Below are 13,729 nucleotides of genomic sequence, written 5' to 3' on the forward strand. Positions count from 1 at the left end.
TAGCCGCGGGGTCCGACATCGCCGCGGGTCTCGACGCCGCGCCGGAAGGCCGCCACCTCGCCGCTCTGCGTCAGTCGGGGATCAGCGACATGCGGCGGGGCGCGGGAACGTCCGCCTCGGCCCGGGCGAGGGTCTTCTCGGCCGCGGACAGCGCCCGCTTCGCGCGCCAGCGCCACGGCCACCGGGTGAGTGCCAGGGTCTTCTCGGCCTCGCGCACGCCCACCTGCGCCGCGATCACGAGGGCCGCCTGCTCCATGGCGCGACGGTCCTCGGGCGAGCGCAACGGAACGTCGCGGTCGCCCGCCGCCACCGCGATCCACGCCGCCGAGACCAGGATGACGATCCCGATGAGGCGGAACCACAGAAGGAAGCCGATCAGGACCGCGAACGTGCCGAGCAGCGGGTTCGTGGGGGAGTACACGACGAGGAATCCCGCACCGACCTGCAGCAGCACCATGCCGGTCGCCCCGACCAGGGCTCCGGGCCAGGCGCGGCGCCACGTGAGGGTCGTGCCGGTGAGGAACCGGAACAGCGCGGCGAGGGCGACGGTGTTCACGGCGAACGCGACGAGCAGCGAGACGACCCGCGCGCCGACGGACCATCCGAGTGTCTCCCGGTCCCACCCGATGAACCCGAACACCAGGTCGACGGCACCGGTCGTGACTGAGCCGAGCAGGGCGCCCACGAGCAGCGCGAGCCCGAAGAGGATCGAGGCGACGAAGTCGCGGGCCTTGAGCAGCACGTAGTTGCGCATGTCGAAGGGAAGGCCGAACGTGTCGCGCACCGCGCGGCGCGTGAACGTGACGAAGCCGATGGCCGTCCAGACGACGACGACCACGGCGACGATGCCGGTGATCGTGAGAAGCCGTCCGCTCTCCTGGGCGACGGATTCGACCTGCTCGCGATCGACGAGGCCGTTCTTGCTGATGATGCCGGGGATGTAGCTGTTGATGATCCCGATGAGCCCGTCGATGGCGCTCTTGCTGCCGCCGAGCCAGATGCCCACCCCGGCGAAGGCGAGGTACAGCGCCGAGAAGACGGCGAAGATCCCCTGGTAGCTCATACCCGCGGCGAGCAGGAAGCCGTTGTGCTGCAGGAAGTGCCGCCACACCCGGATCGGGAACCAGCGCGCGATTCGGGCGGCGCGGGCGATGGGCTGATCGAGGCGGCTGCGCACGGCGCTCTGCGCGGCCTCGAGCCGATCGCGCAGCGACGTGTCATCCTCACGGACCGCGGGCAGCGGCCGCGGATCGGAGTGGGTCTCGGTCACCCGTCGAGCCTAATGAATGGATGCCGTGGCCTCGCCGCGCGCGGCGACGCACACCCACGACGGCCGCCTCCGACGACGCCCGGCCGCGTAACGGCCCGGGGGACGAACGCCGAACGGCGGGGCGCCGAAGCGCACCCGCCGTTCGAGGGGAGGGGTCAGCGACCGCCGCGGAGGACGGCCTGCTTGACCTCGGCGATGGCCTTGGTGACCTCGATGCCGCGGGGGCACGCCTCGGTGCAGTTGAAGGTGGTGCGGCAACGCCACACGCCCTCTTTGTCGTTCAGGATGTCGAGACGCACGTCGCCGGCGTCGTCGCGCGAGTCGAAGATGAAGCGGTGCGCGTTGACGATCGCGGCGGGGCCGAAGTACTGCCCGTCGGTCCAGAACACGGGGCACGACGAGGTGCACGCGGCGCACAGGATGCACTTGGTGGTGTCGTCGAAGACCTCGCGGTCGACGATCGACTGCACGCGCTCCTTGCCGGCCTCGGGCTTCGAGCTCGAGATCAGGAAGGGCTGCACCTCGCGGTAGGAGGCGAAGAACGGCTCCATGTCGACGATGAGGTCCTTCTCGAGGGGCAGGCCCTTGATCGCCTCGACGTAGATGGGCTGCGAGATGTCGAGATCCTTGATCAGCGTCTTGCAGGCCAGGCGGTTGCGGCCGTTGATGCGCATGGCATCCGATCCGCAGATGCCGTGCGCGCACGAACGGCGGAACGACAGCGAGCCGTCGGTCTCCCACTTGATCTTGTGCAGCGCGTCGAGCACGCGGTCGGTGGAGTAGAGCTCCACGTCGTAGTCGACCCAACGCGGCTCGTCGTCGACCTCGGGGTCGAAGCGACGGATGTTGAAGGTGACGAGGAACGACTGGATCCCGGTGTCCTCCGGGGTCTGCTCGACCTTGTCGGAGGTGTCGACGCTCTCGATGACGGTGGATGCCATCTCAGTACTTCCTCTCAAGCGGCGGGTAACGCAACTCGCCCGCCTCGTTCTTGGTGAACACCACGGGCTTCCAGCCCAGCTCGATGTGATCGGCCGGGTGCGACGAGTGGGGGTCGCCCGACAGGTACGCCATGGTGTGCTGCATGTACTTCTCGTCGTCGCGCGTGGGGAAGTCGTCGCGCATGTGACCGCCACGGCTCTCTTCGCGGTTCTGCGCCGAGTAGACGACGACCTCGGCAAGGTCGAGCAGGAAGCCCAGCTCGACCGCTTCGAGCAGGTCGGTGTTGAAGCGCTTGCCCTTGTCGTCGACGTGGATGTTCTTGTAGCGCTCGCGCAGGTCGGCGATCACGTCGAGCACCTTCGAGAGCGAGTCGTGGGTGCGGAACACCTGCGCGCCCTTGTCCATCTCGTCCTGCAGCGTCTTGCGCAAGACGGCGATGCGCTCGGTCCCGCTGTTGTTGCGAAGGCCCTCGATGAGTCCGCGCACCTCGGCGGCGGGGTCTTCGGGCAGGGGCACGAAGTCGGCCGTTTTGACGTACTCGACCGCGTTGCGTCCGGCGCGCTTGCCGAACACGTTGATGTCGAGCAGCGAGTTGGTGCCGAGGCGGTTCGAGCCGTGCACCGAGACGCAGGCGCACTCGCCGGCGGCGTAGAGGCCGGGCACGACGGTGTCGTTGTCGGCGAGCACCTCGGCCTTGATGTTGGTCGGGATGCCGCCCATCGCGTAGTGCGCGGTCGGCATGACGGGGACCGGCTCGACGACCGGGTCGACGCCCAGGTACGTGCGGGCGAACTCGGTGATGTCGGGGAGCTTGGTCTCGAGCACCTCGGCACCCAGGTGGGTGCAGTCCAGCAGCACGTAGTCGCGGTGGGGACCGGCGCCTCGGCCCTCCGAGACCTCCTGCACCATGCAGCGCGCGACGATGTCGCGGGGCGCGAGGTCCTTGATGGTCGGGGCGTAGCGCTCCATGAAGCGCTCACCGCTGGCGTTGCGCAGGATCGCTCCCTCGCCGCGGGCGCCCTCGGTGAGAAGGATGCCGAGACCGGCGAGGCCGGTCGGGTGGAACTGGAAGAACTCCATGTCCTCGAGCGGCAGGCCCTTGCGCCAGACGATGCCGACGCCGTCACCGGTGAGGGTGTGCGCGTTGGACGTGGTCTTGAAGATCTTGCCGAAACCGCCGGTGGCGAAGACGACGGCCTTGGACTGGAAGACGTGCAGCTCGCCGGTGGCCAGGTCGTAGGCGACGACGCCGGCGACCTGGGTCGCGCCCGCCGCGTCCTTGACCGTGATCAGGTCGAGCACGTAGAACTCGTTGAAGAAGTTGATGCCGAGCTTGACGCAGTTCTGGAACAGCGTCTGAAGGATCATGTGGCCGGTGCGGTCGGCGGCGTAGCAGGCGCGGCGCACGGGCGTCTTGCCGTGGTCGGCGGTGTGACCGCCGAAGCGCCGCTGGTCGATCTTGCCCTCGGGCGTGCGGTTGAACGGCAGGCCCATGTTCTCGAGGTCGATGACGGCGTCGATGGCCTCTTTGGCGAGGATCTCGGCGGCATCCTGGTCGACCAGGTAGTCGCCGCCCTTGATGGTGTCGAAGGTGTGCCACTCCCAGGAGTCCTCTTCGACGTTCGCCAGCGCCGCGGCCATGCCGCCCTGCGCTGCGCCCGTGTGGGAGCGGGTGGGGTAGAGCTTCGAGATGACCGCGGTCTTCGCACCGGGTCCGGCCTCGATCGCCGCGCGCATGCCTGCGCCGCCGGCGCCGACGATGATGACGTCGAACTGGTGGTAGTGGACACCGTCTTTGACTGTGGAGTCCGCGGTGGTCTGAGTGCTCACGTGTGCAATACCTCTGCTGTCGGTCGAAAGAAGGGATGCCGTCGGCTCACGCCGCCTGGCACACGTCCCACAGGGAGCTGCTCTCGGTCACGCCGAGGCAGGGGTCGAAGGTGAAGACCACGAGCGTGCCGAGCACGATCAGGAAGCCCGCTGACAGCCACAGCGACCACACGAGGATCTTGCGGACCGTGGCGTGGGTGACGTAGTCGTTGACGATCGTGCGCATGCCGTTGGCGCCGTGGATGAGGGCCAGCCACAGCATCAGGACGTCCCACCACTGCCAGAACGGCGAGGCGAGCTTGCCCGCGACGAACGCGAAGTCGATCTGGTGGATGCCGTCGCCCGTCATGAGGTTGACGAACAGGTGGCCGAAGATCAGGACGATCAGCAGCACGCCGGAGGCGCGCATGTAGAGCCAGCCCCACTTCTCGAGGTTGGCGCCCTTCTTGCGCACACTGGGGGTGCGCGGAGCGGGGATCGTGGCGGCTTCTTGGGCGACGGACATCAGTGGCTCCCGGTGACGGCGCTGAAGACGTTGATCAGGTGGCGCGGCGTGAAGCCGAGCATCGTGACGACCCAGAGGCCGAGCACGCCCCACCACAGCTGACGCTGGTGGCGCGTGGCCCAGGGCCAGAAGTCGACCAGGATGATGCGCAGGCCGTTGAAGGCGTGGTAGGCGATCGCACCGACGAGGGCGACCTCGCCGAGACCCATGATGGGGTTCTTGTACGTGCCGATCACCGCGTCGTACGCCTCGGGGGACACGCGGATGAGCGCCGTGTCGAGGATGTGCACGAGCAGGAAGAAGAAGATCGCCACACCGGTGATGCGGTGCAGAACCCACGACCACATGCCTTCGCGGCCGCGGTACAGCGTTCCGCGCGGCCTCTTCGAGGTGGTCGCTTTCACTGACGGCGTGGCACGTGCTGGTGCTGACACGGTCGTCCTCCCTGATCGAACACGAGGTGAGGCCGACACAGGCCTCGAGCGTCACACGGGCGCCATTGAATACTACGTCCGGGCTATGAACGGCGGGGATTAGGGGCGCCTAACACTCTCTCGATGTCGAGATATCTCCGGTGCTGCGCCGCGCGCCCGGGCGAGACGTGCGCCCACCTCACCCGGGTGGCGCTGCGCCCCGCTTCTCGGGAGCGCGGGCCCGCGACCGCTAGGGTCGGGGCCATGGCTGACCCCGCTATCGAAGACTTCTACGCCGTGATCCCCGCCGGAGGCATCGGCAGTCGCCTCTGGCCGCTCTCGCGCGCCGACGCACCCAAGTTCCTGCACGACCTCACCGGGTCGGGGCAGACGTTGCTGCGCGACACGTGGGACCGGCTCGCGCCGCTCGCCGGCGAGGACCGCATCGCCGTGGTGACGGGCCGCGCCCACCGCGCCGCCGTCGAGCGGGAGCTCCCGGGCGTGCCCGACCACAACGTGTTCCTCGAGTCGGAGCCCCGCGACTCGTCGGCCGCCATCGGCCTGGCCGCGGCGATCCTCGTGCGCCGCGAACCCGACGTCATCATCGGATCGTTCGCCGCCGACCACGTCATCCGCCAGACCCGGCAGTTCGAGTTCGCCGTGCGCCAGGCCGTCGCCGTCGCGCGCGAGGGGTACATCTGCACCATCGGCATCCAGCCCAGCGAGGCCTCGGTGGGCTTCGGCTACATCAAGCAGGCCGGTGAGCTCATCGTCGACGGCGCCCCCGAGGCCTACATGGTGGAGCGCTTCGTCGAGAAGCCCGACCTCGACACGGCGAAGCAGTACTTCGAAGACCGCGCGTACCTCTGGAACGCCGGCATGTTCATCACCCGCGCCGACGTGCTGCTGGCGGAGCTCGCCGTCAACGAGCCCGAACTGCACGCGTCGTTGATCGAACTCGCCGACGCCTGGGACGACCGCGATCGCCGGGGTCCCGCGGTCGACCGCCTGTGGCCGAGCCTGAAGAAGATCGCCATCGACTACTCGGTCGCCGAGCCGGCCGCCGAGAAGGGCCGCCTCGCCGTGATCCCCGGCCACTTCGACTGGGACGACGTGGGCGACTTCGCCAGCCTGTCCAAGCTCAACTCGCACGGTGGCCGCAACGAGCTCGCCATCCTCGGAGAAGACGCCCGCGTGCTCTCCGACGCCTCGAGCGGCATCGTCGTCTCGCAGACCAAGCGCGTGATCAGCCTCATCGGCGTGCGCGACATCGTCGTCGTCGACACCCCCGACGCCCTCCTGGTCACCACCAGCGAGAACGCGCAGCGGGTCAAGGGCGTCGTCGACGCCCTCAAGCTCACGGGCCGCGGTGACGTGCTCTGAAACCGGATGCCACTGCTCGTGGCATCCGGTTCCGGTCCCCGTTGCTCGTGTGGCGGTCGCGTGACGCGAGATTGCGTCTTTGTAACCATTGGCGCGCACGGCGGCTCCCGGTGCGTGGGCACGACGACACAGTAGGTAACGTGACGGGATCGTCCCCCGAACCCGTTGGGGGCATCCGTCTTGGAGGACCATTCGTGAAGACCACGAAGAAGGCCGTCGTCAGCGGTCTCGCCATGATCGGCGCTGCCGTGCTGCTCGCCGGTTGCGGCGCAGCGCCCGAGAGCAACGGCGCGTCGGGCGGTGCCGGTTCCGGCGCCAGCGACTACCTGCCCTGCATGGTGTCGGACGCCGGCGGCTTCGACGACAAGTCGTTCAACCAGCTCGGTAAAGAGGGCGTCGACGCGGCCGCCACCGAGCTCGGCTCGAAGACCCCCATCGAGGTCGAGTCGCAGGCCGAGACCGACTACGCGTCCAACCTGCAGAACCTGGTCGACCAGGGCTGCAACACGATCGTCACGGTCGGCTTCCTCCTCGCCCCCGCGGCGCTCGAGTCGGCGAAGGCCAACCCCGACCTGCAGTACGTCTCGATCGACGACACCGTCGACAGCGACTTCGACGGCCAGACCGACGCGCCCAACATCAAGCCCATCATCTTCGACACCGCGCAGGCGGCCTACCTCGCCGGTTACCTCGCGGCGGGCACCTCGAAGACCGGCGTCGTCGGCACCTTCGGTGGCCTCAACATCCCGACCGTGAGCATCTTCATGGACGGCTTCGCCCAGGGCGTCGACAAGTACAACACCGACAACGGCACCAGCGTCCGCGTCGTCGGCTGGGACCGCGCCGCCCAGGACGGCTCGTTCACCGGTGGCTTCGAGGCGAACGACACCGCTCGCCAGACCGCGCAGGCGATCATCGACCAGAACGTCGACGTGCTCCTGCCCGTCGGCGGCCCGATCTACCAGTCGGCTGCCGTCGCCATCCGCGACGCCGGTCGCGAGATCGCCCTGGTCGGCGTCGACGCCGACGTGTACGAGACCGACCCCACCGTCGGCGACCTGCTGCTGACCTCGATCCTCAAGGGCATCGACGTCGGTACGAAGGACGCCATCGTCGCCGCCGGCAACGGCTCGTTCGACGCGGCTCCGTTCGTCGGCACGCTCGAGAACGAGGGCGTGGGCATCGCGGACTACCACGACTGGTCCGACCGGGTCCCCGCTGACCTCACGACCAAGATCGACGACCTCAAGGCCCAGATCGTCGACGGTTCGATCACCGTCGAGTCGTACCTCGCCGGCTGAGATCACGTACTGTCTCGGGGAGGCCGGCGCATGCCGGCCTCCCCTCCCTTTATGGCCGCAGTGACGGCCGCCCCCTGCTCGGGTCGCGCGCGACGCGGCCCTCCTGTCGAACGCCTGCGTCGCGCGGCGTCGAGAACTTAGGATCGGGAACATGAAGCTCGAACTCCGCGGGATCACGAAAACCTTCGGGTCCCTCGTGGCGAACGACCACATCGACCTCACTGTCGAGGCCGGAGAGATCCACTGCCTGCTCGGTGAGAACGGTGCCGGCAAGTCCACCCTGATGAACGTCCTCTACGGCCTCTACCAGGCCGACGGCGGAGAGATCCTGCTCGACGACGCCGTCCAGCACTTCTCCGGCCCCGGCGACGCGATGCGCGCCGGCATCGGCATGGTGCACCAGCACTTCATGCTCGTCCCCGTCTTCACCGTGGCCGAGAACGTCATGCTCGGGCACGAGCCGACGAAAGCCGGCGGTCGCCTCGACATCGCGGCCGCGCGCGCCAAGGTGAAGGAGATCTCCGACCGCTTCGGGTTCGACGTCGATCCCGATGCTCTCGTCGACGACCTGCCGGTCGGCGTGCAGCAGCGCGTCGAGATCGTCAAGGCGCTCTCGCGCGACGCGAAGGTGCTCGTGTTCGATGAGCCCACCGCCGTGCTCACGCCGCAAGAGACCGACGAACTCATGTCGATCATGCGGCAGCTCAAGGCCGCGGGCACCTCGATCGTCTTCATCACCCACAAGCTGCGTGAGGTCCGCGAGGTCGCGGATCGCATCACCGTCATCCGCCTGGGCAAGGTGGTCGGCGAGGCCGAACCCACCGCCTCCAACGCCGAACTCGCCTCGCTCATGGTCGGCCGCGCGGTCGAGCTCACCGTGCAGAAGGACGCGCCCACCCTCGGCGAGGTCGGGCTGTCGGTGAAGGGCCTGACCGTGGTCGACGCGATCGGACAGGTCGTCGTGAACGACGTGAGCTTCGAGGTGCGCCGCGGCGAGGTCCTCGCCATCGCGGGCGTGCAGGGCAACGGCCAGACCGAGCTCACCGAGGCCCTCGTCGGGCTGCAGGACCGGGTCGAAGGCTCCATCACGCTCGACGGCAAAGACCTCGCCGGTTCGACCGTCCGCGCGGTGCTCGATGCCGGTGTCGGCTTCGTCCCCGAGGACCGCAAAGAAGACGGCCTCGTGGGCGAGTTCTCGATCGCCGAGAACCTCATGCTCGATCGTGCCGACGGAGCCCCCTTCGTCAAGGGGGGAGCGCTGCAGCTGTCGACGCTGGCGGGCTTCGCCCGCGAGAAGGTGGCGGAGTTCGATGTGCGCACGCCCTCGATCGAGACGCCCGTCGGAAAGCTGTCCGGCGGAAACCAGCAGAAGGTCGTCCTCGCCCGCGAGCTCAGCCGCGAACTGCGGCTGTTCGTGGCGGCACAGCCCACCCGCGGCGTCGACGTGGGCTCGATCGAGTTCATCCACAAGCGCATCATCGAGACGCGCGACACGGGCGTGCCGGTGATCGTCGTCTCCACCGAGCTCGACGAGGTGACCGCGCTCGCTGATCGGATCATGGTCATGTACCGCGGCCGCGTGGTCGGCATCGTGCCCGGCGACACCACCCGCGACGTGCTGGGCCTGATGATGGCCGGCGAAACACCCCAGAACGAAGGAGTCGCGGCGTGAGCGATCCGCATAGCCCGCACGACCCGAGTGCCACGCGCGCGGACCGCGCCGCCGAGGTCGCCGATCAGACCTCCGCCGGTGCTGCCCTCGAGGGCGCTGCCGAGGTCGACCCGGCCGCCGGCGCACGCGTGGTCGCCCCCGAGCCCGCCACCGAAGAGAACCGTTGGCGCCGCGCGTTGCGCGAGGTCGCCACCGGCAACGCCATCATCTCGGTCCTCGCCGTCATCCTCGCCCTCCTCGTCGGAGCGGTGATGATCGCGGCGACCGACGAGAACGTCCAGGCGTCCGCGGTCTACTTCTTCGCGCGCCCGGGCGACACCCTCGTCGCGATCTGGCAGTCCGTGTCGGGTGCCTACGCGTCGTTCTTCCAGGGTGCGATCTACAACTTCCGCCGCCCCGAGTTCGCGACCGGGATCCGTCCTCTGACCGAGACCCTGACCTTCGCGACGCCGCTCATCGCTGCGGGCCTCGGAGTGGCGCTTGCGTTCCGCGTCGGCATGTTCAACATCGGTGGTCGCGGACAGATGCTCGTCGCCGCGGCGGCCGGCGGCTACGTCGCGTTCGCCTTCGACCTCCCCTGGGGCCTGCACGCCCTCGTCGCGCTCGTCGCGGGCGTCGTGGCGGGTGCCCTGTGGGCAGGAATCGCGGGGCTCCTGAAGGCCCGCACCGGAGCGCACGAGGTGATCGTCACGATCATGCTCAATTACGTCGCGTTCTACCTCGTCTACTACCTGCTGCGCACCCCCGGCCTGCTGCAGGCTCCGGGATCGAGCAACCCCACCACGCCGGCGATGAAAGAGACCGCGGTCTTCCCCGACCTGTTCGGCCCCGCGTACAACCTGCACTTCGGGTTCCTCCTCTCCCTCGCCGCCGTCGTCCTGGTGTGGTGGATCCTCGAGCGCTCGTCGCTGGGCTTCCGTTTCCGCGCGGTCGGGCTCAACCCGAACGCCGCGCGCGTGGCCGGCATCAACGTCAAGTCGATGTACGTGGTCGCGATGCTGATCTCCGGCGGCCTCATCGGCCTCGCCGGCGTTGACCAGGTGCTCGGCACCGTGACGACGGGCTTCTCGAGCGGTATCGACGCCGGCATCGGGTTCGACGCCATCACGGTGGCCCTGCTGGGACGATCCACTCCGGTCGGCGTGCTGGTCGCCGGCATCCTGTTCGGCGCGTTCAAGGCCGGCGGCTTCGCCATGCAGGCCGCGAACGGTGTGCCGATCGACATCGTGCTCGTCGTGCAGTCCCTCATCGTGCTGTTCATCGCCGCACCCCCGCTCGTGCGCGCCATCTTCCGTCTGCCCGCGCCCGGTGCGCGCGCGTCGAAGACCCGCGCCGCCAAGAAGAAGGAGGCGGTCAAGTGAGCACCACCGCACAGCACCACGGGGTGTCACCACAGCCGGAGGCGCTCGACACGGCCGTCGTCCTCAGCTGGAAGGCGCCGATCGTCTACGGCGTCATCACCGTGCTCGCCGCGGTGCTCTTCGTCGTGGCCCGCCAGGACGGCGACGCGGTGTTCCGCATCTCGAGCCCGGGGGAGTTCCTGCAACTGCCCGAGGTGGTGCTCGGAGGGGTCGTCACCGGCGCCGTCTGCACCGTCCTGCTCGCGCTCGTCACCGTCGCCAGCGTCCTGCTGGTGCGCGCGCACCGCCGGCCGCCGCTGTGGCTGGCCGTCATCTTCGCGCTGGTCTTCATGGTCGGCTTCCTCACCTGGGCCGCCGCCGGAGCCACCACCTCGGTGATCCCGTTGACCGGCCTGCTCGCCGGTGGCCTCAGCCTGTCGGTCCCGCTGATCTTCGGGGCGATGGCCGGTGTCCTGAGCGAGCGCGTGGGCGTGGTGAACATCGCGATCGAGGGCCAGCTCCTCGCGGGGGCGTTCACCTCGGCGATCGTCGCCACCGCGACCGGAAACCCGTTCATCGGGCTGCTCGCGGCCGGCGTCTCGGGCGTGCTCGTGTCGTTCGTGCTCGCGGCGTTCGCGATCAAGTACTTCGTCGACCAGGTGATCGTCGGTGTCGTCTTGAACGTGCTCGTGGTGGGGCTGACGAGCTTCCTCTTCTCCCAGCTGCTCGCCCCGAACGCCGCGACGCTGAACGCGCCGCCCCGCTTCCCGCGCCTGCCGATCCCGTTCCTCGCCGACATCCCCCTTATCGGGCCCATGCTGTTCAACCAGACGATCATCGTGTACCTGATGTACGTCACGGTGGCGCTGGTGTACGTGGGCCTCTTCCACACGCGCTGGGGTCTGCGTCTGCGCGCGGTCGGCGAGCACCCGCAAGCCGCCGACACGGTGGGCATCAACATCGCCAAGACCCGCTTCTGGAACGTGGCGCTGGGCGGCGCGATCGCGGGCGTCGGTGGCGCGTTCTTCACGCTCGGTTCGGTCGGAGCCTTCAACAAAGAGATGACGGCCGGTGCCGGTTACATCGCTCTGGCGGCGGTCATCTTCGGCCAGTGGGACCCGATCCGCGCGACGCTCGCAGCCCTGCTGTTCGGCTTCGCCTCGAACCTGCAGAACACCCTCGGCGTCATCGGGTCGCCCGTGCCGAGCGAGTTCATGCTGATGCTGCCGTACGTCGTGACGATCTTCGCCGTCGCCGGTCTCGTCGGGAAGGTCCGCGGCCCCGCGGCCGCCGGCAAACCATATATCAAGGGCTGAACCCGCCCACTTCGCCTTCACGAGAGGACCCTGCACTTCACGATGACCGACATCGACTGGGATGAGTTGCGCTCCGCCGCGACCGACGCCATGCACCGCGCCTACGCGCCCTACTCCCGCTTCAAGGTGGGCGCCGCGGCGCTCGTCGCCGACGGCCGCATCGTCTCGGGATGCAACGTCGAGAACGCCTCGTACGGGGTGACGCTGTGCGCCGAGTGCGGGCTCGTCTCCGAACTGCACATGAGCGGTGGCGGCCAGCTCGTCGCGTTCGTGTGCGTCGACGGCGAGGGGCGCACGCTCATGCCGTGCGGTCGCTGCCGCCAGCTGCTGTTCGAGCACGCCATCCCCGGGATGCTGCTCGAGACCGTCAGCGGCATCCGCACGATCGACGAAGTGCTGCCCGACGCCTTCGGGCCCCGCGAGCTCGAGGAGGCGGCACGATGACCACCGTTCACCCGCACGACGCGGTCGAAGTCATCCGCACCAAGCGCGACGGCGGCACGATCTCGGAGTCGGCCCTGCGCTGGCTCATCGAGCACTACACCAAGGGTTACGTCTCCGACGCGCAGATGGCCTCGTTCGCCATGGCCGTGCTGCTGCGGGGGATGGAACGCGACGAGATCCGCGTGATGACCGATGCCATGATCGCCTCGGGCGAGCGCATGGACTTCTCGTCGCTCGGCAAGCCGACGGTCGACAAGCACTCCACCGGCGGGGTCGGCGACAAGATCACGCTCCCGCTGGCGCCCCTCGTGGCCGCGTTCGGCGTCGCCGTGCCGCAGCTCTCGGGTCGCGGCCTCGGGCACACCGGCGGCACGCTCGACAAGCTCGAGTCGATCCCCGGCTGGCGCGCAGCGCTGTCGAACGACGAGATCATGGCGCAGCTCGCCGACGTCGGCGCGGTCATCTGCGCCGCGGGCACCGGGCTCGCCCCGGCCGACAAGAAGCTCTACGCCCTCCGCGACGTCACCGGAACGGTCGAGGCGATCCCGCTGATCGCGTCGAGCATCATGTCGAAGAAGATCGCCGAGGGCACCGACTCGCTCGTGCTCGACGTGAAGTTCGGCTCCGGCGCCTTCATGCAGGACATCGACCGCGCACGCGAGCTGGCCCGCACCATGGTGGCCCTGGGCACCGATTCCGGCGTCAACACCACCGCGCTCCTCACCGACATGAACACCCCGCTCGGCCTCGCCATCGGCAACGCCAACGAGGTGCGCGAATCGGTCGAGGTGCTCGCCGGCGGTGGCCCCGCCGACGTCGTGGAGCTCACGGTCTCGCTCGCCCGCGAGATGCTGACGCTCGCCGGTCAGCCCGACGCCGACGTCGAGGCGGCGTTGAACGACGGCCGCGCGATGGACGTCTGGAAGCGCATGATCCGCGCGCAGGACGGTGATCCGGATGCCGCCCTGCCCACGCCGCGCGAGACCCACACGGTCGTCGCCGACCGCTCGGGCATCGTCACGCGCATCGAGGCGTTGCCGTTCGGAATCGGCGCCTGGCGCCTGGGCGCCGGTCGCGCCCGTGCCGAAGACGCGGTCGTGCACGCCGCGGGCATCGACCTGCACGTCGCCGTCGGCCAGCCGATCACGGCCGGTCAGCCCCTGTTCACGCTGTCGGCCGACGACGGGGCACGCTTCGAGCGGGCACTCGCCTCGGTCGATGGAGCGTGGGAGATCGGCGACACGACGCCTGCGGCATCCCCGCTCGTGCGCGAGCGCATCACCGCGTGATGGCATCCGACCGAAGGAGCAGCA

At 69.0% G+C, this 13,729-nt stretch carries 12 protein-coding genes; 7 read left to right on the top strand and 5 right to left on the bottom strand.

The genetic code is table 11. The features are described 5' to 3' along the window. Positions 1-70: 70 nt before the first annotated feature. From ASG45_RS06350 to sdhC, 5 genes are all read right to left on the bottom strand, one after another. Complete coding sequence (locus tag ASG45_RS06350; RefSeq protein ID WP_082509291.1) at positions 71-1,270, bottom strand: YihY/virulence factor BrkB family protein; 1,200 nt, start codon at positions 1,268-1,270, stop codon at positions 71-73. A 155-nt stretch (positions 1,271-1,425) separates the two neighbouring features. After that, positions 1,426-2,211 carry a succinate dehydrogenase iron-sulfur subunit gene (locus ASG45_RS06355; protein ID WP_055834355.1) on the bottom strand — a complete coding sequence of 262 codons (786 nt, stop codon included), beginning with the start codon at positions 2,209-2,211 and terminating at the stop codon, positions 1,426-1,428. A 1-nt stretch (position 2,212) separates the two neighbouring features. Further along, entirely contained in the window at positions 2,213-4,042 is a 1,830-nt protein-coding gene (gene sdhA / locus ASG45_RS06360) for a succinate dehydrogenase flavoprotein subunit (protein WP_055834358.1), read from the bottom strand. A 46-nt stretch (positions 4,043-4,088) separates the two neighbouring features. Further along, positions 4,089-4,547, bottom strand: coding sequence for a succinate dehydrogenase hydrophobic membrane anchor subunit (locus tag ASG45_RS06365; protein ID WP_055834361.1), 459 nt, complete (start codon positions 4,545-4,547; stop codon positions 4,089-4,091). Next, positions 4,547-4,981 carry a succinate dehydrogenase, cytochrome b556 subunit gene (sdhC, locus tag ASG45_RS06370; protein ID WP_082509292.1) on the bottom strand — a complete coding sequence of 145 codons (435 nt, stop codon included), beginning with the start codon at positions 4,979-4,981 and terminating at the stop codon, positions 4,547-4,549. Before sdhC ends, ASG45_RS06365 begins: the two co-directional genes overlap by 1 nt. A gap of 243 nt (positions 4,982-5,224) precedes the next feature. On the opposite strand from sdhC, the gene ASG45_RS06375 reads away from it, so the two are divergent. The 7 genes from ASG45_RS06375 (at position 5,225) to ASG45_RS06405 (ending at position 13,705) form a co-directional block, all read left to right on the top strand. Then, positions 5,225-6,343, top strand: a complete 1,119-nt coding sequence (locus ASG45_RS06375) for a mannose-1-phosphate guanylyltransferase (RefSeq protein WP_055834364.1) — start codon at positions 5,225-5,227, stop codon at positions 6,341-6,343. A gap of 233 nt (positions 6,344-6,576) precedes the next feature. After that, entirely contained in the window at positions 6,577-7,644 is a 1,068-nt protein-coding gene (locus tag ASG45_RS06380) for a BMP family lipoprotein (protein WP_055835885.1), read from the top strand. A 151-nt stretch (positions 7,645-7,795) separates the two neighbouring features. Beyond that, on the top strand, positions 7,796-9,316 hold the full coding sequence (locus ASG45_RS06385; protein WP_055834367.1) for an ABC transporter ATP-binding protein: 1,521 nt from the start codon (positions 7,796-7,798) through the stop codon (positions 9,314-9,316). Continuing rightward, positions 9,313-10,677, top strand: a complete 1,365-nt coding sequence (locus tag ASG45_RS06390) for an ABC transporter permease (protein ID WP_181015987.1) — start codon at positions 9,313-9,315, stop codon at positions 10,675-10,677. Before ASG45_RS06385 ends, ASG45_RS06390 begins: the two co-directional genes overlap by 4 nt. After that, complete coding sequence (locus tag ASG45_RS06395) at positions 10,674-11,972, top strand: ABC transporter permease (RefSeq protein ID WP_082509293.1); 1,299 nt, start codon at positions 10,674-10,676, stop codon at positions 11,970-11,972. Before ASG45_RS06390 ends, ASG45_RS06395 begins: the two co-directional genes overlap by 4 nt. A 42-nt stretch (positions 11,973-12,014) precedes the next feature. After that, positions 12,015-12,416, top strand: coding sequence for a cytidine deaminase (locus ASG45_RS06400; protein ID WP_055834370.1), 402 nt, complete (start codon positions 12,015-12,017; stop codon positions 12,414-12,416). After that, a complete protein-coding gene (locus ASG45_RS06405) occupies positions 12,413-13,705 on the top strand; it encodes a thymidine phosphorylase (RefSeq protein ID WP_055834373.1) in 1,293 nt (430 codons plus the stop codon). Before ASG45_RS06400 ends, ASG45_RS06405 begins: the two co-directional genes overlap by 4 nt. The last annotated feature ends 24 nt before the right edge of the window (positions 13,706-13,729 follow it).

Origin of the sequence: Microbacterium sp. Leaf436 (genome assembly GCF_001424715.1) — a bacterium.
Taxonomy (GTDB): Bacteria; Actinomycetota; Actinomycetes; order Actinomycetales; family Microbacteriaceae; genus Microbacterium.